This window comes from Azospirillum sp. P4_B5 (assembly GCF_056402275.1).
In genome coordinates, this window is the sequence record NZ_JBFUHT010000040.1 from 1 (window position 1) to 23,675 (window position 23,675).

Sequence of the window (23,675 nt, forward strand, 5' to 3'; positions counted from 1 at the left end):
TCACCCGGAGCATTGCCGAGCGCAACGCCGCCTACGGCACTTACCTGCACAACCAGGGCAACCACGCGCAGGCGCACAGCTATCTCGACTTCGCCATCGGCCAAGCGGCTTTCGGCTATCACAGCTGATACCGCTCAGCGCCGGTGCGCCTCGCCCCCGGTTCGGCAACCTTGGGTCCTGATGGTGTACCGTCATTCTGGAACCCGGAGGGCGGGATGGAAAGCATCAGCCATTTTCTGACGGCAATAACGCTTGTTGCCGTCCTGGTGCTCGGGGCGGTGGGTGGGGTGCACGCGCATGCTCGCATGGACCACTCCGATGGCGTCGGGACAACCCACCCCGAGACGCCATGTCTCGGTCATGACCATCGTCAAACAGCATCGTGCAATGCAGTCGATCCAGGCCGGTCTCTCGCGATGGAAATGACCGCACCTTGCTGCCAGAACCTTGGAACTTTGGCTTGGGTCGATGCCGTTACCGGCATGTTCGGAGCGCTCCGCATCGGCTGGAGCCCAGATCAAGAAGAGCGGTTTGATGCGCGCCGGATCACACCGGATTCGCCTCCACCCAAATCCTTCCACTGACATGTTTCCATCCCTGCTGCACTCGCTTGCGGCGGAGGTTACACGCCTCATCACTATCCCTCGAACGGACGCCGTCCGAGTCCTGCCGCCCTGCAGTCAGCCAGGGGCAGGCCGACCGGCTGCGCGGAATCAAGACTATGACCGCACCACACCGATTGCGCCTTTCGCGTGGGATGCTTGCCGCAACCGCGATCCTGCTGCTTGGCAGCGTGGCCGCCGTCGCGGCTGAGCCGAACACCGACATCTCCCATCTCGTCGACATCGCCCGACGCCTGAACCCGGAAGCTGCCGCGATGGCCTTGGAGGTCGATGCTGCTACGGCACGCATCGACTCCGCGGGCGCTCTCGACGACCCCAAGCTCAAGGTAGAGCTGGAACTGCCACGCAACGAGCCTGGCTACCTGCCGCGCGATCGCGCCGGGCGGGAGCTGTATCAGGTCCGCCAGATGTTCCCGCTGTGGGGCAAGCGCGACCTGAAGCGCGAGATCGCCTCGGCGGACAGTCGCAAGGCCGCCGCTGCCCAGGCGGAGGTGGCAAACCAGATCACCTATCGCGTCAAAGTCGCCTATGCCGAATATCACGCGGCGCATCTGGCGGCCGATGAGACCCGTAAGCTGCTCGGCACGGTTCGCCGCCTGTCGGATCTGGCGCGTGCCCGTTACGCCCAGGGTCCCGGCAAGCAGCAGGACGTCACCGGCGCCAACGCCGAAGCCGGGACGCTCGCCGCCGATGTCGCGCGCATGGACGCTGATCGCCACCGCGCCCAGGTGCGTTTGAACGGGCTGCTCGTCCGGTCCCCGGAAACCCCACTGCCGACGAAACCTCAACCCCGACCGGTCCCGCCGCTGGAGATGCTGCCGGTCGATGCGCTGGTCGACCGCGCCCGATCCGATTACCCGGCGATCCGCGCCCAGCTTGCACAGATCGACTCGGCGGACGGCACGCGCCGTCTCTCCGAGAAGAACGGCTATCCAGACGTGGAACTGGGTCTCGGCGTTATGCGGAGCGATGGCCGCTTCGACGGCTATCAAGCGATGGTCGAGGTCAACATTCCGCTCTATGCCGACCGCCGCCGGGCCGAGCAACGCGAAGCTGCTTCAATGGCTGGAGCGGCGCGGGCCAAGCTGGAACAGCTCCGTCTCGACGTCGCCACCGACGTGCATGAGGCTTACGCCATGCTGGCCGCACTGAAGGAGCGTAAGCGGATCGTGCGGGAGATCACCCTACCGCAGGCGCGCATTGCGCTGGAGTCCGCAGCACGCGGCTACGAACTGTCGCGGGAAGAGTTCGCTAACCTCTTGGTTGCCGAGCAGACGCTGCGCCGCGCGTTGGTCGAGTACGTGAATGTGACGTTCGAGGAACAAATCCGGCTCGCCGAGATCGAACGCCTGATCGGAGGTGAACTATGAGCCGCCCATCGACCCGTCTTCCCACAGTACTCGCCGTCCTGGTAGCCGGTTCCATCATGGCCGGAACGCCCGCTCTGGCTCAAACAGGCCATGGTGGGCACGGCACCCCCGCTGCGGCTACTCCCGCTGGTCCGGGTAAGGTCCTCTACTACCGCAACCCCATGGGCCTGCCTGATACCTCTCCGGTGCCCAAAAAGGACCCGATGGGGATGGATTACGTCCCGGTCTACGAGGGCGAGGACAGCGCATCCGGCGCCGTGACCATCAGCCCCGACAAGGTTCAGAAGCTCGGCGTGCGAACTGAAGCGGCGAGGCGACGGATAGTCTCCCGACAAGTTCGGGCGGTCGGCACGGTCCAGGTAGACGAACGTCGCCTCTTTGTTGTTGCCCCGAAGTTCGAAGCGTGGATCGAAACCCTCCTGGTCGACACCACCGGAGCCACCGTCCGCAAAGGACAGCCGCTGATGGAGATCTACAGTCCGGAGCTGGTGTTGGTCCAGCAGGAATACCTCGTCGCCCGCCGAAGCGGTGACGGCGGCCAACTCGCCGAGGCGTCGCTGCAGCGGCTGCGCAACCTCGACATCCCGGAAGAGGAAATTGAAAGGCTGCGCAAGACCGGCAAGGTGTCGCGCAGCCTGACCTACCGCGCAGTTGCCGGAGGTGTGGTGCTGGAAAAGGGTGCGGTGCGCGGAATGCGCTTCATGCCCGGCGAGGCACTCTATCGCATCGCCGACCTATCGAATGTCTGGCTGATCGCCGACGTGTTCGAACAAGATCTCGGCTACATCAAGCCGGGACAAGAGGTCGACGTCACTGTCAACTCGCTGCCGGGCAGATCTTTCACAGGGAAGGTCAGCTTCGTCTACCCCACGCTGACCGCTGAGAGCCGAACCGGCAAGGTGCGCATCGAACTGCCCAATGCCGACGGCCTGCTCAAGCCGAACCTCTACGCCACTGTGCACCTGAACGGCGATCTGAACGTCTCCCCGGGCGCCACGGCGGAGTTGGCCGTGCCGGACTCCGCTCTACTCGATACGGGCAGGCGGCAGGCGGTGCTGGTGGAGACCGGTGAGGGCCGTTATGAGCCGCGTGACGTCAGGGCCGGCGCGCGCGCCGATGGCTACGTCCAGATTCTCGCCGGGCTGGAGGAGGGCGAACGCGTCGTCGTACGCGCCAACTTCCTGATCGATTCCGAAAGCAACCTGCGTGCAGCCCTGAGCGCCTTCGGCGGCAGTGGCGGCCAGCACCAGCATCAATAGCCGGCGGGGAGCAAAGCCATGATCGCCGCCATCATCCGCTGGTCGGCGCGCAACGTCGCGCTGGTCCTGCTGGGCACTCTGTTCCTTATCGGAGTCGGCGCCTATTCGGTGTCGCGTATTCCGCTCGACGCGCTGCCCGATCTGTCTGACGTCCAGGTCATCCTTTACACCGACTATCCCGGCCAAGCCCCGCAAGTGGTCGAAGATCAGGTCACCTATCCGCTCACCACCGCTATGCTCAGCGTGCCGAAGTCCAAGGTGGTCCGCGGCTTCTCGTTTTTCGGTGCTTCCTTCGTCTACATCATCTTCGAGGACGGCACCGACATCTATTGGGCGCGCTCACGCGTGCTGGAGTATCTGAACTTCGCCGCCAAACGGCTGCCCAACGGCGTCACCCCGACGCTTGGACCGGACGCCACCGGCGTGGGCTGGGTCTACCAATATGTCGTCCTTGCCAAAGACCGCACCTTGGCGGAACTGCGTACGCTGCAGGATTGGTACCTGCGCTACCAGCTCACCAAGGCGGAGGGTGTCGCCGAGGTGGCCAGTGTCGGCGGTTTCGTCCAGCAATACCAGGTCGTCGTCGATCCCCAAAAGCTCCAGGCCTACGGTGTGCCACTGAACAAGGTTGCACAGGCGATCCGCGCGTCCAACCAGGACGTTGGCGGCCGCGTTGTGGAGATGGCGGAAACCGAGTACGTGGTGCGCGGCCGTGGCTACCTGCGCGGCATCACCGATATCGAGGACATCGTCCTTAAGGTCGATCGCGGTACGCCGATCCTGCTGCGCGACGTGGCGCGGGTGGAGATCGGCCCGGACGAGCGCCGCGGCCTGACCGAGCTGAACGGCGAAGGCGAGGTCGTCAGCGGCATTGCGCTCCAGCGTTATGGACAAAACGCGCTCGACGTTATCCAGAACGTCAAGGACAAGCTTACTGAGCTGAAGGCCGGACTGCCGGAGGGCGTGAGCATCGAGAGCGTCTACGACCGATCCGACCTGATCCTGCGAGCGGTGGACAACCTCAAGGTGACGCTGATCGAGGAGAGCGTGATCGTCGCGCTCGTCTGCATCGTCTTCCTGCTGCATGTGCGCAGCGCGCTGGTCGCCATCGTCACGCTACCGGTCGGCGTGCTCATCGCCATCATCGTTATGGATTGGATGGGCATGACGTCGAACATCATGAGCCTGGGCGGTATCGCCATCGCCGTTGGTGCTATGGTGGACGCCTCCATCGTGATGATCGAGAACGCTCACAAGCGGCTGGAGCACGCACCTCCGGACGCCAATCGCGCCAAGGTGCTGATCGACGCGGCGGTGGAGGTCGGGCCCGCGCTGTTCTTCAGCCTCCTGGTGATCACCGTGTCCTTCCTGCCGGTCTTTACGCTGGAGGCGCAGGAAGGCCGACTGTTCAAACCGCTGGCCTTCACCAAGACCTTCGCTATGGCTGGCGCCGCCTTCCTGTCGATCACGCTGGTGCCGGTGCTGATGCTGCTGTTCGTGCGTGGCCGGATCATCCCCGAACGCCGGAATCCGGTGAATCGCCTGTTGATTTGGCTGTACAGACCGCTGATCACGTTGGTGCTGCGCGCCAAGATCCTGACCATCCTGATCGCGATCGGTGTGCTGGGCTGGTCGGTGGTTCCGGCCAGCAAGCTCGGCAGCGAGTTTATGCCGGCGATCAACGAGGGCACCATCCTCTACATGCCGAGCACGCTTCCCGGCCTGTCGATTACTAAGGCGGCCGAACTGATCCAGACGCAGGACCGCATCCTCAAGAGTTTCCCCGAGGTGGAGTCGGTCTATGGCAAGGCCGGGCGCGCCGCCACCGCAACCGACCCTGCACCGACCGAGATGTTCGAGACGGTCATCAACCTGAAGCCGCCGTACGACTGGCGGCCGGGGATGACCTATGAAAAGCTTGTGGCGGAGATGGACAAGGCGGTGCAGATGCCCGGCATCTCCAACGCCTGGACGATGCCGTTGCGCGCGCGCATCGACATGCTCTCCACTGGCATCCGCACACCGATCGGCATCAAGGTGTTTGGCAAGGACCTGGAGGAGATGGAGCGGCTGGCCCGCGAAATCGAAACCGTGGTCAAAGCGGTGCCCGGCACGACCAGCGCCTACGCCGAGCGCATTGTTGGCGGCTATTACCTGGAGATCGACCCCAACCGGGAGCAGTTGGCCCGCTACGGCCTGACGGTGGGCGATCTGCAGGACACCATCCTGACGGCACTCGGCGGCGAGATGGTAACGACGACCGTGGAAGGCCGCGAGCGCTTCTCCGTCAACGTCCGCTACCCGCGGGAGTTGCGCAGTAACCCCGACGCAATTGCCAGCCGCATCTTGCTGCACCCGGAAATGGGCGGGGCAATCCCGCTCGGCCAGCTTGCCTCGGTGCGGCTGACCAAGGGACCAGCAACGGTGCGCACCGAGAACGCGCTGTTGTCGGCCTACATCTACGTCGACATACGCGATCGCGACATTGGCGGTTATGTCGCCGACGCTCGCAAGATGGTCGCCGAGCAAGTGCCGATGCCTGCTGGCTACTATGTCACCTGGAGCGGCCAGTTCGAGTACATGGAACGCGCAGCGGCGAAACTGAAGATCGTCATTCCAGTGACAATCGCGATCATCTTCCTGCTGATGTACCTGAATTTCCGGCGCATCGCCGAGACGCTGATCGTCATGCTTTCGCTGCCCTTCGCGCTGGTAGGCGGTGTCTGGTACATGGCGCTGCTCGGCTTCAACCTCTCCGTGGCCGTGGCCGTCGGCTTCATTGCTCTCGCCGGCGTCGCTGCCGAGACCGGAGTGGTGATGCTCATCTACCTCGACCACGCGCTCGAGGATCGAAAGCGCCGCCGTGCCGCCGAAGGGCAGCCCATGACCGTGGCCGACCTCTATGACGCCATCATGGAGGGCGCCGTCGAGCGCGTGCGCCCGAAGATGATGACGGTGGTCGCCATCATGGCTGGTCTCCTGCCAATCATGTGGAGCGACGGCACCGGTTCGGAGGTAATGCAGCGCATCGCCGTGCCGATGATCGGTGGCATGGTCTCCTCCACCGTGCTGACGTTGCTGGTCATCCCCGCCATCTACGCCCTGGTCAAGACACCGGCGATCCGCCGCCAGGCGGCCGCGTGGCCGCCGCTTCGCCGTGACCTTCCATCCGTTGATGCTCAACCCAAGGAGATTATCCATGCACCGTAAGATCGCTGCAGCCATGCTTGCCGCGCTGACCGCGTTGACGGTCCTGCCCGCCGCCACGTCAGCCCAAATGGACCATCGTGGTCATGCCACGGCGGTCACCCAACCGGGAGCCGCGGGCACGACCGGCTTGGTCAACGCTGTCAATCCGGCGAAGCGCCTTGTGAACCTCAGCCACGGTCCGATCGCGGCGCTCGGCTGGCCGGCGATGACCATGGACTTCGTGGTCGCCCCGGGTGTGGATCTCAACGCTGTGAAACCGGGCGACCCGGTCGTCTTCACCATTGGAAAGGACCCTGCTGGGATGTACCGCATCGAGACGCTCAGGCCTTCGAAATAGGGGCACGAAAAGACCCTTGCTCCCCTGCCCGCGCGACGTCGTCCAGACCGACCGCTCGGGGGGGAGGGGGGGCGTAGAGCAGAAAGACCGTCATGACTATGAGAAAGCGAAAAAGGAAGGCAACCACCCGGTCGCCGTATGCCCACGGTGCGGTAATGCGACCGCTCCGGGAAGCGCGCTGGGGAATTTTGCTTGGTGTCGGGCTTGTGGGCGTCCATCTGATCGCCGGTTCCGCGCTCTTCGAGAACTCGTCAGCCGAGGCCGGTGAGCTTACAACCTGGAAATCGTCAACCTGTAGTTTCTGTGCCAAGTGGATCGAGCTCATGCGGGCCACAGGGTTCTCCACCGTTGTGCGCGACGTGGAGCACATGCTCCGAATCAAGCCCGGACAGGGGGGGCACCAGCCGTTAGGGTCCTGCCATACCGTCGTCGTGGACGGCTGTGTTTTGGAGGGACAGGTGCCGGCTTCGGAAGTGACCCGGCTGTGGACGAAGAACCCTACGCTTACAAGGCTATCGGTGCCCGGCATGCTCGCGAGCGCGCCAGACATGGACCATCCCAACCACCCGTACGACGTCGTCACGTTCGGGAGGACCGGCGATGGCCTCTATGCCAGTCATTAAAGGTGGAAACCGAGCGGAGGATGAGCGCGTGGACGAGCAGAAGGCTCGCGGCACCGCGCCGGAACCCAGCCGGGGGCAAGGACTAACCGGGACCGGCATGGACCTTATTGTGGTCGCCCAGCGGTTTCGGCACGCCGTGGCTCGGTTGCCACGCTCAACCGCGGGCCTCCGTACGGCCGGCGTGTCGAATGGGCTCGTGCTAGCTCCCTTGTTGGACGAGATCACCAAGGCACGTCGACGACGCATCGCATGGCCGGCGATTGCCACGGAGTTGGTAAGAGCCGGCGTGCACAAACTAAGCGGTGCGCCATTCACGGCTGCCGATCTTCGGTCCTACATGAACCGGTCATCCAAACTGCGGGACGGGGTGAGGAATGGGACACCCAGGTTGGCGCGCGATTCCTCAGGGCCGTGCTCGCAACGGCATCGGGCCCACGCTCCCGGTGTCGCGGAAAGATTGCCTTGCGAACATGACGCAACGTGCGGCCAGGCGCCACGCACCGGTAGCCAGACACAAGGGGAGGGAAGCTCATGAGCGAACGTCCGACCTTAGGCCGCGTGCTCATCTACAGCCACGACGCGTTCGGGCTCGGCCATCTGCGCCGCTGCCGGGCCATCGCCCATGCGCTGGTCGAGCGCTACAGCAATCTGTCCGTACTGATCCTGTCCGGCTCGCCCATCGTCGGCAGCTTCGACTTCCGCACGCGGGTGGACTTCGTGCGCATCCCCGGCGTCATCAAGCTGCGCAACGGCGAATACACGGCGCTGAACCTGCATCTGGACATCGACGAGATCCTGTCCATGCGGGCCTCGCTGATCCGCCACACGGCGGAGATCTACCAGCCCGACCTGTTCATCGTCGACAAGGAGCCGCTGGGCCTGCGCGGCGAGGTGCGGGAGACGCTGGAGCTTCTGAAGGGCCGCGGCGTGCCGCTGGTGCTGGGCCTGCGCGACGTGATGGACGAGCCGGCCCTGCTCGCCCCGGAGTGGGAGCGCAAGAGGGTGCTGCCGGCGCTGGAGACCCTGTACGACGAGATCTGGGCCTACGGCCTGCCGCAGATCTGCGACCCGCTGGAGGGGATCGAGGTCCCGCAGTCGGTGCGCGACAAGATGGTGTACACCGGCTACCTGCACCGCACCGTGCCCCCGGCGCTCCCCCACGACCCCGGTCTGCCGGGCGAGCCCTACATCCTGGTCACCCCCGGCGGCGGCGGCGACGGGGATGCGCTGGTGGACTGGGTGCTGCGCGCCTACGAGAGCGATCCCGGCATCCCCTACCGCGCCGTGCTAGTGTTCGGCCCCTTCATGCAGCCGGACCTCCAGGCCGAATTCCTGGCCCGCGCCGACGCCCTGCCGAACGTTGAGGCCACCGCCTTCGAGGCGCGGATCGAGCGGCTGATGCAGGGAGCGGTGGGGGTGGTCGCCATGGGCGGCTACAACACCTTCTGCGAGATCCTGTCCTTCGACAAGAAGGCGCTGATCGTCCCGCGTGAGGTGCCGCGGCGCGAGCAGACCATCCGCGCCGCCCGTGCGCAGGAGCTGGGTCTGGTCTCCGTCCTAACGGACGACGGGGTGCGCGACGCCGCGGCGATGGCGGCGGCGCTGCGCCGACTGCCTTGGCAACCCGCCCCGTCTTCGATCACCGTGCCGCGCTTGCTCAATGGGCTGGAGAGCGTCAATCGCCTCGCCGGTCGGCACCTGCCAACGCAGGTAGGGGCTGACCATCTTTCCAACCTGCTGCCCGAACGCAAAATGGCCGCTGAGGAGTAGACATGACCATTGCCGTCATCGTCAAAGGCTGGCCGCGCCTGTCAGAAACCTTCATCTCGCAGGAGATCTTGGGGTTGGAGCAGCGGGGGTTGCGTCAACTGATCGTCAGCCTGCGTCGCCCGACCGACACGGTGGTACACGCGCTGAACCGACGCATTAGGGCCGCCGTCACCTACCTGCCTGAATATCTTCACGAGGAGCCGGCGCGCGTGCTGCACGCGCTGACCGCGGCGCATCGGCTGCCCGGCTGGCGCGCGGCACGGGCCGCCTGGCTGGCCGACCTGCGGCGCGACCCCAGCCGCAACCGCGTCCGCCGCTTCGGCCAAGCCTGCGTGCTGGCGGCGGAGTTGCCGGCGGACGTCACTTGGCTGCACACCCACTTCCTACACACCCCGGCCAGCGTCGCGCGCTACGCCGCGCTGCTGACCGGCTTGCCCTGGAGCTTCTCCGCCCACGCCAAGGACATCTGGACCTCTCCCGACTGGGACCTGCGGGACAAGCTGGCGGAGGCGCGCTGGGGGGTGACCTGCACCGCGCTCGGCCTCGCCCGCCTGCGCGAACTGGCGCCGGAGCCGGAGCGGGTGGAGCTGCTCTACCACGGGCTGGACTTCAGCCGCTTCCCCGGCCCGCCGGACGCCCGCCCGGCGCGCAACGGGTCCGACCCCGCCGACCCCGTGCGGCTGCTGTCGGTCGGGCGGGCGGTGGAGAAGAAGGGCTTCGACCTGCTGCTCGACGCGCTGGCCCGCCTGCCGGCCGGGCTGCATTGGCGCTGGACCCACATCGGCGACGGCGACCGGCTGTCCGCTCTGAAGGCGCAGGCGGCGGCGCTGGGGCTGGAGGGGCGGATCGACTGGCTGGGGGTGAAGGCCCAGGACGCGGTGATCGCCCAGTACCGCCGCGCCGACCTGTTCGTCCTGCCCTGCCGCACCGCGCGCGACGGCGACCGCGACGGGCTGCCCAACGCGTTGATGGAGGCGCAGTCACAGTCGCTGGCCTGCCTTTCCACTCGCACCTCTGCGGTTCCGGAGCTGATTGAGCATGGCTGCACTGGATGGCTTGTCGAGCCAGAGGACTCCGCTGTCCTGGCCGCGGCGCTGCAACCGCTCATCCGCGATCCGGCCGGGCGTACGGTCCTGGGTAAGGCCGGGGGGGCACGTGTGCGCCGTGACTTCGGCTGCGAAGCGGGTATCGACTTGCTCCATGCCCGCTTCGCCGGAGTAAGCGGCTTAATAACTGCTACGAGCATTGGACGTGGCTGAACGTTGCACGGTCGATCTGAGACCATGGTTTTACAGGTCCGCCAACACGCGATGACGCCGTCGGGTTAGCCCTCGATGGCGGCGTAGAATGCGGGTGCGCCCTCAGGCCGGAGCCCGTCGGCACACGCCTCCAGGGCACCACGCAATACCCTAATCCCGCATCATCGTCGCGTTGCCCAGATACACCGTGCGCGCCGACCGTCCCAAACAGTTCAGCCGCCACCTCTCCGCGAAACCTTCCCCTATTTCTTGGCGGCCTGCTTGGCCGGATGCTGCTTCAACCAGTCCTGAAGCTCCTGGATTTCCTTCGTCTGGTCGTCGATCACTTTCTGCGCCATGGTCTTGAGAGTCGGATCGGTTCCATGTTCGAGCTCGACGCGGGCCATGTCGATAGCGCCTTGGTGATGGGAAACCATCATGCGCGCGAAGTCCTGATCGGCGTTCCCGGTCATCGGCTTGCTGCGCATATCCCGGTTCATCTTGCCCATGCTTTGCATATAGGCCTGCGACGCCGGGTCCTTGGGCATGGCATGGGCACGCTGGCCGCTCTGGTGCATTCCCGGGCCTTGCCCCATCATACCAGGGCCTTGGCCCATGCCCGCCCCGCCCGTCGGCGCAGTGCTCTGACCCTGCGGAGCTTGCTGGGACTGGGGTTGTTGGGCCGCCGCGGTTCCGGCGATCAGGGCTGTCACGACGGCCAACGGGGCGATAAAGCTGCAAACTCGATGAGCGTTCACGGCGCGCTCCTCTGCATTGGGCATTTTTCTGGTCGGGTATGCTGTGGGTGGTTGTGTATGGTGGCCGAGGTTGTCGATAATCACGGCCCCATAGCACTGCCATCTAATGAGCGAACAGGATCGTCCGAAACTTCGTTCCCCTACCCTGTCAGTCTCCCTCCTCTGTCAATCGGCTTGAGATCGGGCCCTGGATCGGCGCGGGAAAGGGTTCTGTCGCAGATTCGATGGTGCGACGTTATCCGATGCCGATGACGCGCGCCTGAAGGATGTCGAGCTCGCCGCGACCATACATCTGCCGCTTTGCCGGTTTGAGCTTAGGGTCCGGACTCATAACCAGTATGCGATAGTTGCCACGATGTAGACGGCAGCCATGAAGCTGGTTGCGGAGCGGTCATAGCGGGTGGCGATGCGCCGGAAGTCCTTGAGCCGTCCGAACATGCGTTCGATGACCTTACGATTCCGATAGAGGTATGGAGAGAAGCAGTTTTTCCAAGCGCTTGTTGGCGCGTGGCGGAATGTTCGGCGCGGCCCCGGCCTCTTCGATCTTCCGGCGGACAGAGGTACTGTCGTAGCCCTTGTCACCGTGTGGAAGATCGGTGGCGGGCATCCGGTCGAGCAGACGGTCGGCGGCGGTGCAGTCGGCCACCTGACCGCCGGTCAGCAGGAAAGCAAGCGGCCGACCGAGCGGAACGCTCAGGGCATGGATTTTGGTGGTTCTCCCGCCTCGGGACGGTCCGATGGCTTGAGCCCGTTCCCCCCTTTGCCGCCGCTCGCCGAACGATGGGCACGCACCGCCGTGGAGTCGATCATCACCTGGGCCGTTGGCCCGGCGCAGGCGGTTCTTCAGATTGAGGTTGTTGGCATGGCTCGGGCCGACTCCTATCCCCCTGGAGGGATACGTCATCCTTCGTAGCAGGTGCGAGCAGACTCCATCGAGCGTAGTATCAGAGGTGCGCCGGCCGTGGCGGACGAGCCGCCGACGAGCTTGTCAGTCATGAAAGCGCCTCCTATGCGACTCCCGTTTGTCGCTACGACTGCCCTTGCCGCCATCACCGCATTGGCCAAGCCTTCAATGGCTATAGAGGGGGGGCATCCCGCACCACAAGGCTCCGTCGTCGCAAACCGCGTGGTCGCTGTGCACAACGCGGTGACCGAAGCGTTGTGCACGGGGGTCGTCGTCACTCGCACTGCCGTGCTGACGGCCGCGCACTGCGCCAGTTCGGACCAAGCCGTCACGGTGATCTTCCAGACCGACACAAGACGCCCCATCGACGCGGGCTCCGCGATCGCCGCCAATGCGTTCGTGGCGGCGCCTGCTTGGGATGAGCGGCAGAACGCCTCGGTCGATCGTGGCGATCTGGCTCTTGCCATCCTGGACCGCCCAATCCCCCAGGCTTACACACCCGCCGTTCTCGTGGACGCAGACACCCGGACTCTCATCGGACCCGGCCCGGAACGACAGACGGTTAGAGGAATTCTTGCCGGATACGGCAACGAAAGCTGGTTCCACCGTCTCCGCCCCGGGCATCTGTTCGCCCTTGATGTGGAGGCACCCCCGTGGGCATGGGGCCGAACCGAGCTGCTGGTGGAAACGGTGCATGGGAGTAGCTGCGAGGGAGACTCTGGTGGCCCTCTGTTCCTGACCAACTCCGGGGACCTCGGGGTTCTCGCGATCGTCAGCCGCAGCCTGTTAAGTTACAGCGAGCGCTTGTGCTTTCACAGGATTGGGCTGACCGTTTTGGCGCCTTACCGGGCCTGGATCGACGAAACCCTCGCGGCGTATGGCTCAGAGCCAGCGGCGTGGTGGCCAGTTGCACCATCCCCCCGCGCCCTCCCGCCCCGGCATTAGAGCGACCCCGTCGGTTAGAGCGGCGACGCGCCGCCGTTGTGCGGCCGTGCGTTGGCCGGGCGTCTGAGCTTCTCCCGGGAGAATGGACGCCGGGTTATGCGGCCTGTTGCTCGGCCTGCTCTGGACTGATGTAGCCAAGTGCCGAATGGATTCGCTGGCGATTGTAGTAGCCTTCGATGTTGGCGAACAGGTCCCGTTTGGCGGCCTCGCGTGTCGGATAGCGCTGCTGGTGGACCAACTTGTGAATCGGCTTGGGGTTCTGACGCCGACCGGTCGTTGACCTGGTCGGGCCGACCCGCCCCGACCTGCAATGGCAGGCGCGCCGGGGAACGGGCTTTGCCGCAGCCGCCTTCCAGGTCGATTGGAAGGCCCGGCACGTGACGTGTCCCAGAGGGGCTAAAAGTTCCGCTTGGACAGCGAGCACCGAGTTCGGCTGGGAAACGGTGAAAGTAAAGTTCTCCCAGGCTGACTGCAAGCCGTGCCCGAACCGCGCGGACTGTGCCGGTCCGACGGCGTCGCGCCGGGTGATGACGCTGCACGATCGACGGGAGTTCGAAGCGCTTCAGGCCGCGCGCAAGCGCGAACGGACCCCGGAGTTCCGGGCCGTGCACGCGCTGCGGGCCGGGGTGGAGGCGACACTGTCCCAAGGGGTGCGCTGCTTCGGCCTGCGCCGGGCTCGGTACGTCGGCCTCGCGAAGACCCGTCTCCAGCACGTCGCCATCGCCGCCGCCATGAACCTGGTCAGGATCGGCGGCTGGTTGGCCGGCGTCCCGATTGCGCCAACCCGGCGGTCGCACTTCGGCCAACTCGTCGGACTTGCAGGCGCCACCTGATTTCGCCAGCAGTGTCGAATTTGCGGATGGACCAGTTTGCCGTGTCGCCTGACAACAACACAGCCCGCAATGTTTCCTTCGGCTTCGGCGACGTAGACGGCCAGCACGCTCAAGGACGCTTGACCAGATCCTCACCATGCGGTGTCAGCGCCTCAATGATCCGGCAGTCCGCCATGCGCCCGCCGCTCCGGCACTGGTGGGCCAAGCGGTCGAGTTCGTCCCGCAGGCGCTGGAGGTCGGCGATCTTGCGCTCGACCTCGTGCAACTGTTCGATCACCAGCGCATCAACCTCCCCGCATGGCCGGTCCGGCTGGTCAGCGAAGTCAAGCATCGCCCGCACCGTCTCAAGCGGGAACCCAAGGTCGCGGGCGCGGCGCACGAAAGACAGCCGCCGAAGATGCTCCGCGCCGTAGACGCGGTAGTTCCCCGACGTGCGCGCCGGTTCCGGCAGGATGCCGACCTGTTCGTAGAAGCGGATGGTCTCCGGCTTGGTGCCGGTCGCCTTGCCCAGCGCCCCTATGCTCAGCCCCGATTTCATCGAAACACCCCCTTGACCCTCTAGTGGCTAGAGGGTCCATCTTACGGAACGGAAGGCGCAACCGCAGCATCCAAAATCCGCGAACCGCCCCTCGTCCGTTGGAGACTGTCATGCAGGAACCGTCCCCAGCCCTGGCCGCAGACACGAGCAGGCCGAACCTGCGCTACAGGGTGGCGGGCATGGATTGCCCGAGCTGCGCCACCAAGATCGAGACGGCGCTGCGGCGCCTGCCCGGCACTGACGGCGTCAGCCTCAGCTACCATTCCCAGATCCTCAAGCTGACGCTGGACGAGACGGCCACATCGCGGGAGACCTTCGAGAGCACCATCCGCGGCCTCGGCTTCGGCATCGAGGACATGGACCGGGTCCAGGTGGTCTCCGATGCCCAGGCCCGGGACGCCGCCTGGGACGCCGATGGTTCCGCCGCCCCCGCCGAGCGGCCCTGGTGGGTCACCCCGAAGGCCAAGCTGACCGCGCTGATCGGGCTTCTCGTGGCTCTGGGATATCTGGTGTCGTGGACGGTGCCGGGCCTGGAAGATTACGCACTGATCCCCGCCGCACTGGTCGGTCTGGCCGTCTTCGGGCGTCGCGCCGTCGCGCTCGCCCGCGCGGGCAGTCCGTTCAGCATCGAGATGCTGATGTCGGTCGCCACGGCCGGCGCACTGGTCATCGGCGAGACGGCCGAGGCGTCCATCGTGGTGTTGCTGTTCTCCGTCGGCGAATTGCTGGAGGGCGTGGCCGCGGGCACCGCCCGGTCCGGCATCAAGGCGCTCGCCGCGCTGGTTCCGCGGACCGCGCTGCTCCTCGACGGTGAGACCGCGCGCGAGATTCCGGCCTCCCGCCTGGAGATCGGCCAGACCGTCCTGGTCCGTCCCGGCGACCGCGTGCCCGCCGACGGCGAGGTGACCGACGGCAAGTCCGACGTCGACGAATCCCCGGTGACCGGCGAGTCCGTCCCAGTTCCCAAGCAGGTCGGCTCACCGGTCTTCGCGGGCGGCATCAACGCCACGGGGGCGCTGCGGGTGCGGGTGACGCGGGCCGCCGCCGACAACACCATCGCCCGCATTATCCACCTCGTTGAGGAGGCGCAGGCCAGCAAAGCGCCCACCGCCCGCTTCATCGAGCGGTTCAGCGCCCGCTACACCCCCACCGTCATCGCCGTGTCGGTCCTGACCATCCTGGTGCCGCCGCTCGGCTTTGGCGAGGACTGGCACACCTGGATCTACCGCGGCCTCGCTCTGCTGCTGATCGGCTGTCCCTGCGCCCTGGTCCTGTCGACCCCCGCCGCCATTACGTCAGGCATCGCCGCTGGGGCGCGGCGCGGGTTGCTGATCAAGGGGGGGGCCGCGCTGGAGGCCATCGGCAAGGTCCGGACCATCGCCTTCGACAAGACCGGTACCCTCACCCGAGGACGGCCACAGGTGACCGACGTCGTTCCGCTGAGCGGGACCGACCGCTCCCTGCTCGGCCTCGCCGCCGCCGTGGAGAAGGGGTCCAGCCACCCGATCGCCATCGCCATCCTGGAGAAGGCGGAGGCTGAGGGCGTCCCGCTCCGTCCGGCCCGCGATCAGAAGGCGGTTCCCGGCAAGGCGGCGCAGGCCGTCGTCACCGGCAAGCTGGTCGAAGTCGGCTCGCCGCGCCACGCCGCCGAGCGGTGCGGCCTGTCGAGCCTTCCGGCGGACCGCATCGCCGCCCTGGAGGACAAGGGCAAGACGGTGGTCGTGGTCGTCGCCGACGCGCAGCCGGTCGGCTTCATCGCGTTGCGCGACGAGCCGCGCCCGGACGCCGCGCAAGGGATCGCAGCGCTTCGCGCACTCGGCGTCCACAGCGTCATGCTGACCGGCGACAATCGCCGAACCGGGCAAGCCATCGGTCAGGCGCTGGGCGTCGATGTGAAGGCCGAACTGCTGCCCGAGCACAAGCTGCGGCAGATCGCGGCCATGAAGGCTGAGGCTCCTGTCGCGATGGTCGGCGATGGCATCAACGATGGCCCGGCCCTGGCCGCGGCGGATGTCGGCATCGCCATGGGCGGCGGAACCGACGTCGCCCTGGAAACCGCCGACGCCGCGCTGCTGGCCAACCGTGTCGGGGGCGTCGTCGAGTTGGTCACGCTGTCGCGGGCGACCCTGGCGAACATCCGCCAGAACGTCGTGTTCGCGCTCGGGCTGAAGGCGGTGTTCCTGGTGACCACGCTCACCGGCGTGACGGACCTGTGGCTGGCGATCCTGGCCGACACCGGCGCCACCGTCATCGTCACCCTGAACGCGCTGCGTCTGCTGCGCCAAGGCAAAGGAAAGGCATCATGATGACCGATACCGGAGCGGCGTTGCGCGGATGGCCGGGGCTTCGGCTGGCATTGGCGGTCGGCCTGCTCACCATGGTGGCCGACCAAGCCTCGAAGTGGGCCGTCCTCGAACACGTCATGACCCCCCCGCGCCTCATCGAGGTCACCCCCTTCTTCAACCTGACCCTTGGCTTCAACCGCGGCGTCAGCTTCGGCTTCCTGGGCGATGGTGCGGCGGGGCCCTGGCTGCTCAGCGCCCTGGCGGTGGCGATCATCGTCGCCCTGGCCCTGTGGGCGTGGCGCAGTGCCAGCCGGGCCGAAGCCGCAGCGCTCGGCGCCATCATCGGTGGAGCGGTGGGCAACGTCATCGACCGCGTCCGGCAGGGCGCGGTCACCGACTTCCTGGATCTGCACGCCTTCGGCTGGCACTGGCCGACGTTCAATCTGGCCGACGTCGGCATCTCCGGCGGCGTCGGCCTGCTGCTTGTGCACGGGTGGATACAACGCCGCCGGGCGCCGGAGGCGGATGAAACCCGCGAAGCCGCCCCCTGAACGATGCCATGCCGGTTGGGAGGCCATGACATGGCGGGCCTTGTCCACAGGTCCGCTCGTGGCGTTGCCAACCGCACCGACACGGGCTTTGAACGACACAAGGAGGGAACCCCCATGAGACTGTATTTTGCGGCGGGCGCTATCGCCCTGGCCCTGCTCGCATCCGTCCCCGCCAACGCCGAGCCGGTGCGCGCCGGGGACATCATCGTGGAGCAGGCATGGGCCCGTGCCACGGTGCCCTCGGCGAAAACCGGGGCGGTCTATCTGACCATCCGCAATGGCGGAACCCAGGCCGACCGCGTCGCGGCGATCACGGCACCGGTCGCCGGGCACGCCATGGGGCACGAGACCCGGCGGGATGGCGACGTCATGAAGATGCAGAAAGCCCCGCTGACGGTGCCGCCGGGCGGCGCGCTGGAGATGAAGCCGGGCGGCACGCACATCATGCTGATGGACCTCGTGGGCGCCCTGAAGCCCGGCCAGGAGTTCCCGCTCACCGTGACCTTCGAGAAGGCCGGAGCCGTGCAGGTGCCCGTGACGGTTGGCAAGCCCGGCGCCATGGGACCGGAGTGAGCCGCCGATGCTGCGCAAACTCCGCCTCGTCCTCTGGGCGGTCACCGCCGTCGCCGCCCTGCTGTTTGGGGTTCTGGCGTGGCCCCTTCTGACCGCTCCGCAGAAACCGGACGCTCTCGTCACGGTCGGGCCGCCGGTTGCCGACGCCGACTGGACGCTCGCCGACCACACCGGCCAGCCGTTCACGCCGGCCGACCTCAACAGCCGCCCGACGTTGCTGGTGTTCGGCTTCACCCACTGCCCCGACGTCTGCCCGACGTCGCTGGGATACGTCGCCAGCTTGCTCAAGGCGCTTGGCCCCCAGGCGGAGTCGGTCCGTCCGGCCTTCCTGACCGTCGATCCGGAGAGGGACACCGTGGCGGTCATGGCCGAGTATGTCGCCCTGTTCGACCCGCGCATCGTCGGCCTGACCGGCACTCCCGAAGAGGTCGCTAAGGCCGCCAAGGATCTTGGGGTCTACGCCAAGAAGGTCCCCCAGGACGGCGGCTACACCATGGACCACACGGCGACCATGCTTCTGCTCGACGGCGAAGGCCGCCTCCGCAGCACCCTGGACATCCACGAGGAGCCCGGCATCGCTGCGGACAAGGTCCGTCTCCTGCTGAAGGACGAAAACCGACCGGCGGCGAAATCCTGATGCCCGAACCCCGCATTCTCCCTGCAACCGAACCCGCGAGAAGACCATGCGCACCGTCACCCGCCTGCACGGCGCCCTGAAAACCGCCCTTGGCGCCATCGGCATCCTGCTGGTCGCCTCCACCGCCCCCGCCTCGGCGCAGACCCCCGCGGTGCCGTCCTCGGCGACGAGCCCCCGCGTGCTCGGCAGCCCGGACGCCCCGATCGAGGTGATCGAGTACGCCTCGCTCACCTGCCATCACTGCGCCACCTTCCACAACGAGGTGCTGCCGCAGGTGAAGAAGGAATTGATTGACACCGGCAAGATCCGCATCGTCTTCCGCGACTTCCCGCTCGACCGCGCCGCCTTCGAGGCGGCGGTGATGGCGCGGTGCGTCGATCCCGGCCGGTATTTCCCCGTACTGTCGGTGCTGTTCGCCAAGCAGGACGACTGGTCGCACGCCAAGACTCCGGTCGAGCAACTGACCCGCTATGGCATGCTGGCCGGTCTGGCCAAGGAAACCTATCAGGCGTGCCTGAACGACAAGGCTCTCGGCGACTCCATCTTCCAGTCGCGCCTGGAGGGGGCGGAGAAGCATCAGGTCGACTCGACTCCGTCCTTCGTGATCGGCGGCAAGACGCACAAAGGCGTGTTGAGCTACGAGGCGTTCCTCAAGGCCGTGCAGCCGCTGCTGCCGCCGACTTGATGAAGGGACCTCATTCGATCCCGACCGTTACCAGGCTCGGCACACGGCTTTCCGACTGGACTCATGGCACATGATCACACACCCCGGGAGAGGGGGCATGAAGCGCACGGCGGTTCCGGACACCACCATGGAAGCGGCCACGAACATGGCGAACCGGGCCACAGCCACAGCATCCCGGCGGTGACCGAGGGCAGCGAGCGCAAGGTCTTCTGGGTGATGCTGCTGACCGGCGGCTTCATGCTGGCCGAAGTGGTGGGCGGCATCGTCTCGGGCTCGCTGGCCTTGCTCGCGGACGCTGGGCACATGCTGACCGACTTCGCGGCGTTGGCACTTGCTTGGTTTGCCTTCCGCCTGGGCCGCCGTCCGGCCGATCCGCAACGCTCCTATGGTTACCACCGCTTCCAGGTGCTGGCCGCCTACACCAACGGCATCAGCCTGTTCGCCATAGCGCTGTGGATCGTCGTCGAGGCGGTCGGGCGCGTCTTCGATCCGGTCGAGGTGATGGGACCCCAGATGCTGGTCATCGCCACTCTGGGGCTGCTGGTCAACATCCTCGCGTTCTGGATCCTGAGCCGTGGCGGGAACGGGAACCTCAACGTCCGCGGGGCTGCCGTCCATGTCCTCGGCGACCTTCTCGGTTCGGTCGGCGCCATCGCCGCGGCGCTGGTCATCCTGTGGACCGGCTGGATGCCCATCGACCCGATCCTGTCGGTGGTGGTCGCCCTGCTCATCCTGCGCAGCGCATGGAGGATCACCAAGGAGGCCGGGCACATCCTCCTCGAAGGCTCCCCGCCGGGCATCGACGTCGCCAGCGTCGGCGCCGCCCTGCGTGAGGTTTCCGGGGTGCTGGGCGTCCATCATGTCCATGTCTGGTCGCTCAACACGGAGCGTCCCTTGCTGACCCTGCACGCGGTCGTCGAGGACGGCGCCGACCGGGACCGCGTGTTGCGCGACGTCACCCGGGTCCTGGAGGAACGGTTCGGCATCGGGCACGCCACGGTGCAGCTGGAGCACGGTGGGTGCGTTCACGCCGACCAGGAGCATCCATGACGGTGAGCGACGTGGCGGTTGACGGAAATCAACGCGGGACGCGCAGGGCGGTGTAGGCTGACGATAGACTTTGCGGCCCCGGTCAGGGGAAGGAATTGAGGGACATGTCAGGGATTTTCGGGGCAGGTCTTCGGTGCGTGGCGGTTGGCCTGCTTGTGCTGGCCATGCTGATCGTGCCGTTCGCCCCCTCGGCCGCCCCGGCTCTGGCCAGCGTCCTCTCCGGTCCGTGCGGCCACAGCACCGGACCAACGGGTGCTGGGCCTGTCGTCGCTGCCCATCCCGGTCACTCCGGCGCATCGCCGTGCGCGTCCGCTGCCAAGCCAACAACACCGGGCGGTGCGATGGACCGAACCTGTTGCCCAGGCCCGGACGGAAAGTCGGCACCCGGCAACAGCTGCACGGCCGTGGGTTGCCACGCCATGCCCGCCAGCCTGCCCATGAGCGTCGCACCGCTTCCCATCAATCCGCTTCCAGTCTCGATCACCACGTCCGGTATCGATCTGTTAGACGGCATCGCGGTCGATCCGGCGCTGAAGCCACCGCGCTCCTTCATCTGATCGCCCGGCCAAGCCGGGCCATGTCCCGTCGCCACGCGCGGGCAGGAAAGCGCGCGCCCTCAGGCGCGCCACGGCACCACGATTCACGTCTGGTGAAGCCCAGGCTGGCATCCGCCCCAGGTGAGAACGGATGCCACCCACGAGGAACACAAACCATGTCCATGAAGTCCAAGAAGGCTGCGGCCGCCCTCGCTCTCGGCGCCGTTCTGGCCGGGGGCGCCGCGATCGGCGGCAATGTCCTGTTCGCCAGCGGCTCCGCAGCGGCGGCGCCGATCGTCGAGGTGTGGAAGTCCCGGTCCTGCGAATGCTGCGTCGGCTGGGTCAAGCACATGATCGCCGCCGGATTTGACGTGAAAGTCCACGAGATCGAGGACGTCGAACCGGTCAAGGACGCGAACGGCATCCCCGAAGCCCTGGAGTCTTGTCACACGTCCGTCGTCGATGGCTACGCGATCGAGGGACATGTCCCGGCCGAGGATGTGAAGCGTCTGCTCGCCGAGCGCCCGCAGGCCAAGGGGTTGTCGGCCCCCGGCATGCCGCAGGATGCGCCGGGCATGGACATGAAGACGGGCGAGCCCTATCAGGTCGTCCTCTTCGGCACCCCGGACGGCAAGATGTGGGTTTACGCGAACCACTGAGCGCAAACCACGGATGGTGATTCCGGGATGAACCGCTGGGGTGGCGCGGGGATTTCCGCGAGCGCCGCCCCAGCGGCAGCGGGAGCATGGGAATGAGACGACACACGTTTGGGCGCGCAGTCGCGGCATTTCTCGCCGCGGCGGCATGGAGCGGTGCGGCGCAGGCCGCCACCGGCGACTGGGCGAAACACGATACGGTGCAGGTCCGGCTGGTCACGTCGGTGGAAGCGACCGGTGGCCGCGAAACCATAGCGGCCGGTCTGCATCTGCGGCTCACCGATGGATGGAAGACCTATTGGCGTTCGCCGGGCGACGCCGGAGCGCCGCCGACCGTCGACTGGACGGGTTCCCGGAACCTTGCAGGGGTGGATTTCCGGTGGCCTGCGCCCCATCGCTTCACCCTGTTCGGCCTTGAGACCTTCGGCTATCAGGAGGAGGTCGTCTTCCCGCTGAGCGTTCGAGTCGAGCGGCCGGGTGAACCGGTGGCCTTGCGCGGTCGGGCGGACATCCTGGTGTGCAGCACCGTCTGCATCCCGACCAACCTCGACGTCGCGCTCGACCTCCCGGCGGGAGACGCGGTCGCCGATCCCGAGACGGCCAACCTGATCGCCCGGTTCGAAGCACAGATCCCGGACGACGGCAGCCGCTCCGGGCTGCTTGCGAAGAACGCCGTGGTCGAACCGGGCACACCGGGGATTCTGAGCATCGGCATCGTCTCCGACCGGCCGTTCCAGGAGCCCGACGTGCTCGTCGAGAGCAGCGGCTGGACCTTCGGCAAGCCTGAGTTCTCGTTCACCGTGGATGGCCGCGAGGCCATCGCAAGGCTGCCAGTCGTGTCCGGCCCCGACGTCGTGACGATGCCGGACAAGGCGATCACGGTGACCCTCACCGACGGGACGCGGGCCGCCGAAGCGAGCCTTACGGCCTCGGAGGGGCAATCCGGAACGGGGTCCTGGCCCGGAGCAACCCTGCCCATCCTCGGCATCGCGCTGCTTGGCGGCTTGGTGCTCAACCTGATGCCGTGCGTCTTGCCCGTGCTGAGCCTCAAACTGCTTTCGGTGATCAAGCGGAGCGGCGTGGAGCGGCGCCGCGTACGCTTCGGGTTCCTGGCAACCGCGGCGGGTGTTCTGGCCTCCATGCTCCTGCTCGCGGGCGTGCTCATCGGGTTGAAGCTCGCGGGTGCGACGGTCGGTTGGGGCGTGCAGTTCCAGCAGCCCGTGTTCCTGGTCGCGATGGCCGCCCTGCTGGTCGCCTTCGCAATCAATCTCGCGGGTGGATTCGAGATCCCGTTGCCGCCCCGGCTTGCCACGGCTTTTGGCACCGCGGGAGGGACAGGCATTGGCGGCGACGTCGCGACGGGGGCCTTTGCAACGGCTCTGGCAACGCCCTGTTCGGCCCCGTTTGTCGGTACGGCCGTCGCCTTTGCGCTCGCCCGCGGTCCGGCGGAGATCCTCGCCATCTTCGCCGCTCTCGGCATCGGGCTGGCCTCCCCCTATCTTCTGGTGGCGGCCTTCCCCGGACTGACCGGGCTGCTTCCACGACCCGGCCGGTGGATGAGCACGCTGCGCCGGATCCTGGCGATGGCGCTTCTCGGGACAGCGGCTTGGCTGTTGGCCGTGCTAGCCGTCCAGACCTCGTGGATGGCGATGGCCGCCGTCGCGGTTGCGTTGGCCGTGCTGAGCGCGGCGCTGCTTCTTCGGCACCACCTTGGTGTCGTGACCGCGGTGTCGGTGGTCGTCGTGTCGCTGTCCGGCGGACTGGCCTCTCCGGCCATGCTGGGCCGGACTTTGGAGCCGACCGGGGCGGCGACGGCATGGGCGCCCTTCGACCTTATGGAGATCGGCCGTCTGGTCGCCCAGGGCAAGACGGTGTTCGTCGACGTGACTGCGGAATGGTGCATCACCTGCCAAGCCAACAAGAGGCTGGTCATCGACCGGAGCGAGGTCGCCACCGCGCTGGCGGGCCGGGATGTCTTCCCCATGCGGGCCGATTGGACACGCCCCGATCAACGCATCTCGGACTACCTTGCCCGGAACGACCGCTACGGCATCCCTTTCAACGCCGTGTACGGCCCCGGAGCGCCGAGTGGGATCGTCTTGCCAGAGCTTCTCACCACGGAAGCGGTTCTCAAGGCCCTCCAGACCGCCAAAGGACAAGGGACCACACAAGAAGACATGGTCGAAGCTCGCTGAGGCACAACAGCGCCGCCGCCGGACAGGAACGGCACAGGGGTGGATTCGCTAGCTCGGGGGTGGCGTCGGACCTGCTCGACCGAGCTTGCCGCCAACAGC

21 protein-coding genes and 2 pseudogenes are annotated in these 23,675 nt (G+C 66.7%); 19 read left to right on the forward strand and 4 right to left on the reverse strand.

The window, feature by feature from the left end; all coding sequences use genetic code 11:
• Positions 1–215: 215 nt before the first annotated feature.
• The 8 genes from AC1DVI_RS24950 (at position 216) to AC1DVI_RS24985 (ending at position 10,451) form a co-directional block, all read left to right on the forward strand.
• On the forward strand, positions 216–584 hold the full coding sequence (locus AC1DVI_RS24950) for a hypothetical protein (protein WP_476960252.1): 369 nt from the start codon (positions 216–218) through the stop codon (positions 582–584).
• A 137-nt stretch (positions 585–721) separates the two neighbouring features.
• The gene (locus AC1DVI_RS24955; RefSeq protein ID WP_476960253.1) at positions 722–1,993 is read left to right on the forward strand and encodes a TolC family protein; all 1,272 of its coding nucleotides are present in this window, start codon (positions 722–724) and stop codon (positions 1,991–1,993) included.
• Positions 1,990–3,252, forward strand: a complete 1,263-nt coding sequence (locus tag AC1DVI_RS24960; RefSeq protein ID WP_476960254.1) for an efflux RND transporter periplasmic adaptor subunit — start codon at positions 1,990–1,992, stop codon at positions 3,250–3,252. Before AC1DVI_RS24955 ends, AC1DVI_RS24960 begins: the two co-directional genes overlap by 4 nt.
• Positions 3,253–3,270: 18 nt before the next feature.
• Positions 3,271–6,462: an efflux RND transporter permease subunit gene (locus AC1DVI_RS24965; protein WP_476960255.1), complete on the forward strand. Its 3,192-nt coding sequence runs from the start codon at positions 3,271–3,273 to the stop codon at positions 6,460–6,462.
• A complete protein-coding gene (locus AC1DVI_RS24970; protein ID WP_476960256.1) occupies positions 6,452–6,799 on the forward strand; it encodes a copper-binding protein in 348 nt (115 codons plus the stop codon). Before AC1DVI_RS24965 ends, AC1DVI_RS24970 begins: the two co-directional genes overlap by 11 nt.
• Before the next feature lie 368 nt (positions 6,800–7,167).
• Complete coding sequence (locus tag AC1DVI_RS24975) at positions 7,168–7,422, forward strand: DUF411 domain-containing protein (protein WP_476960291.1); 255 nt, start codon at positions 7,168–7,170, stop codon at positions 7,420–7,422.
• 531 nt (positions 7,423–7,953) lie between these two features.
• A complete protein-coding gene (locus tag AC1DVI_RS24980; protein ID WP_476960257.1) occupies positions 7,954–9,192 on the forward strand; it encodes a glycosyltransferase family protein in 1,239 nt (412 codons plus the stop codon).
• Positions 9,193–9,194: 2 nt separating this feature from the next.
• Entirely contained in the window at positions 9,195–10,451 is a 1,257-nt protein-coding gene (locus tag AC1DVI_RS24985; protein WP_476960258.1) for a glycosyltransferase, read from the forward strand.
• 242 nt (positions 10,452–10,693) lie between these two features.
• Here the strand turns inward: AC1DVI_RS24985 and copM are convergent, their stop codons facing one another.
• Together copM and AC1DVI_RS24995 are read right to left on the reverse strand one after the other, a co-directional pair.
• On the reverse strand, positions 10,694–11,188 hold the full coding sequence (copM, locus tag AC1DVI_RS24990; protein WP_476960259.1) for a CopM family metallochaperone: 495 nt from the start codon (positions 11,186–11,188) through the stop codon (positions 10,694–10,696).
• A 327-nt stretch (positions 11,189–11,515) separates the two neighbouring features.
• Positions 11,516–12,016 (reverse strand): annotated as a pseudogene (locus AC1DVI_RS24995) (IS5 family transposase); the annotation flags it as partial.
• 244 nt (positions 12,017–12,260) lie between these two features.
• On the opposite strand from AC1DVI_RS24995, the gene AC1DVI_RS25000 reads away from it, so the two are divergent.
• Positions 12,261–13,037 (forward strand): trypsin-like serine protease, encoded by a 777-nt coding sequence (locus AC1DVI_RS25000; protein WP_476960292.1) that lies wholly within the window; start codon positions 12,261–12,263, stop codon positions 13,035–13,037.
• 94 nt (positions 13,038–13,131) lie between these two features.
• Here the strand turns inward: AC1DVI_RS25000 and AC1DVI_RS25005 are convergent.
• Positions 13,132–13,278, reverse strand: a pseudogene (locus AC1DVI_RS25005) (IS3 family transposase); the annotation flags it as partial.
• A gap of 136 nt (positions 13,279–13,414) precedes the next feature.
• On the opposite strand from AC1DVI_RS25005, the gene AC1DVI_RS25010 reads away from it, so the two are divergent.
• A complete protein-coding gene (locus AC1DVI_RS25010; protein ID WP_476960260.1) occupies positions 13,415–13,870 on the forward strand; it encodes a transposase in 456 nt (151 codons plus the stop codon).
• Positions 13,871–13,979: 109 nt separating this feature from the next.
• On the opposite strand, the gene AC1DVI_RS25015 is transcribed toward AC1DVI_RS25010, so the two are convergent.
• Positions 13,980–14,408, reverse strand: a complete 429-nt coding sequence (locus tag AC1DVI_RS25015; protein WP_476960261.1) for a MerR family transcriptional regulator — start codon at positions 14,406–14,408, stop codon at positions 13,980–13,982.
• 110 nt (positions 14,409–14,518) lie between these two features.
• Here AC1DVI_RS25015 and AC1DVI_RS25020 point away from each other — a divergent pair, with 110 nt between their 5' ends.
• From AC1DVI_RS25020 to AC1DVI_RS25060, 9 genes are all read left to right on the forward strand, one after another.
• Positions 14,519–16,714, forward strand: a complete 2,196-nt coding sequence (locus tag AC1DVI_RS25020; RefSeq protein WP_476960262.1) for a heavy metal translocating P-type ATPase — start codon at positions 14,519–14,521, stop codon at positions 16,712–16,714.
• Positions 16,711–17,244 (forward strand): signal peptidase II, encoded by a 534-nt coding sequence (gene lspA / locus AC1DVI_RS25025; RefSeq protein ID WP_476960263.1) that lies wholly within the window; start codon positions 16,711–16,713, stop codon positions 17,242–17,244. Before AC1DVI_RS25020 ends, lspA begins: the two co-directional genes overlap by 4 nt.
• A gap of 114 nt (positions 17,245–17,358) precedes the next feature.
• The gene (locus AC1DVI_RS25030) at positions 17,359–17,817 is read left to right on the forward strand and encodes a copper chaperone PCu(A)C (RefSeq protein WP_476960264.1); all 459 of its coding nucleotides are present in this window, start codon (positions 17,359–17,361) and stop codon (positions 17,815–17,817) included.
• 7 nt (positions 17,818–17,824) lie between these two features.
• Positions 17,825–18,454, forward strand: a complete 630-nt coding sequence (locus tag AC1DVI_RS25035) for an SCO family protein (RefSeq protein WP_476960265.1) — start codon at positions 17,825–17,827, stop codon at positions 18,452–18,454.
• Between the two features lie 46 nt (positions 18,455–18,500).
• On the forward strand, positions 18,501–19,139 hold the full coding sequence (locus AC1DVI_RS25040) for a DsbA family protein (protein ID WP_476960266.1): 639 nt from the start codon (positions 18,501–18,503) through the stop codon (positions 19,137–19,139).
• Between the two features lie 180 nt (positions 19,140–19,319).
• Positions 19,320–20,189 (forward strand): cation diffusion facilitator family transporter, encoded by an 870-nt coding sequence (locus tag AC1DVI_RS25045; protein ID WP_476960267.1) that lies wholly within the window; start codon positions 19,320–19,322, stop codon positions 20,187–20,189.
• A 419-nt stretch (positions 20,190–20,608) separates the two neighbouring features.
• On the forward strand, positions 20,609–20,746 hold the full coding sequence (locus tag AC1DVI_RS25050) for a hypothetical protein (RefSeq protein ID WP_476960268.1): 138 nt from the start codon (positions 20,609–20,611) through the stop codon (positions 20,744–20,746).
• 155 nt (positions 20,747–20,901) lie between these two features.
• A complete protein-coding gene (locus tag AC1DVI_RS25055; protein WP_476960269.1) occupies positions 20,902–21,384 on the forward strand; it encodes a DUF411 domain-containing protein in 483 nt (160 codons plus the stop codon).
• Positions 21,385–21,476: 92 nt separating this feature from the next.
• Positions 21,477–23,576 carry a protein-disulfide reductase DsbD family protein gene (locus AC1DVI_RS25060; protein ID WP_476960270.1) on the forward strand — a complete coding sequence of 700 codons (2,100 nt, stop codon included), beginning with the start codon at positions 21,477–21,479 and terminating at the stop codon, positions 23,574–23,576.
• Positions 23,577–23,675: the final 99 nt, after the last annotated feature.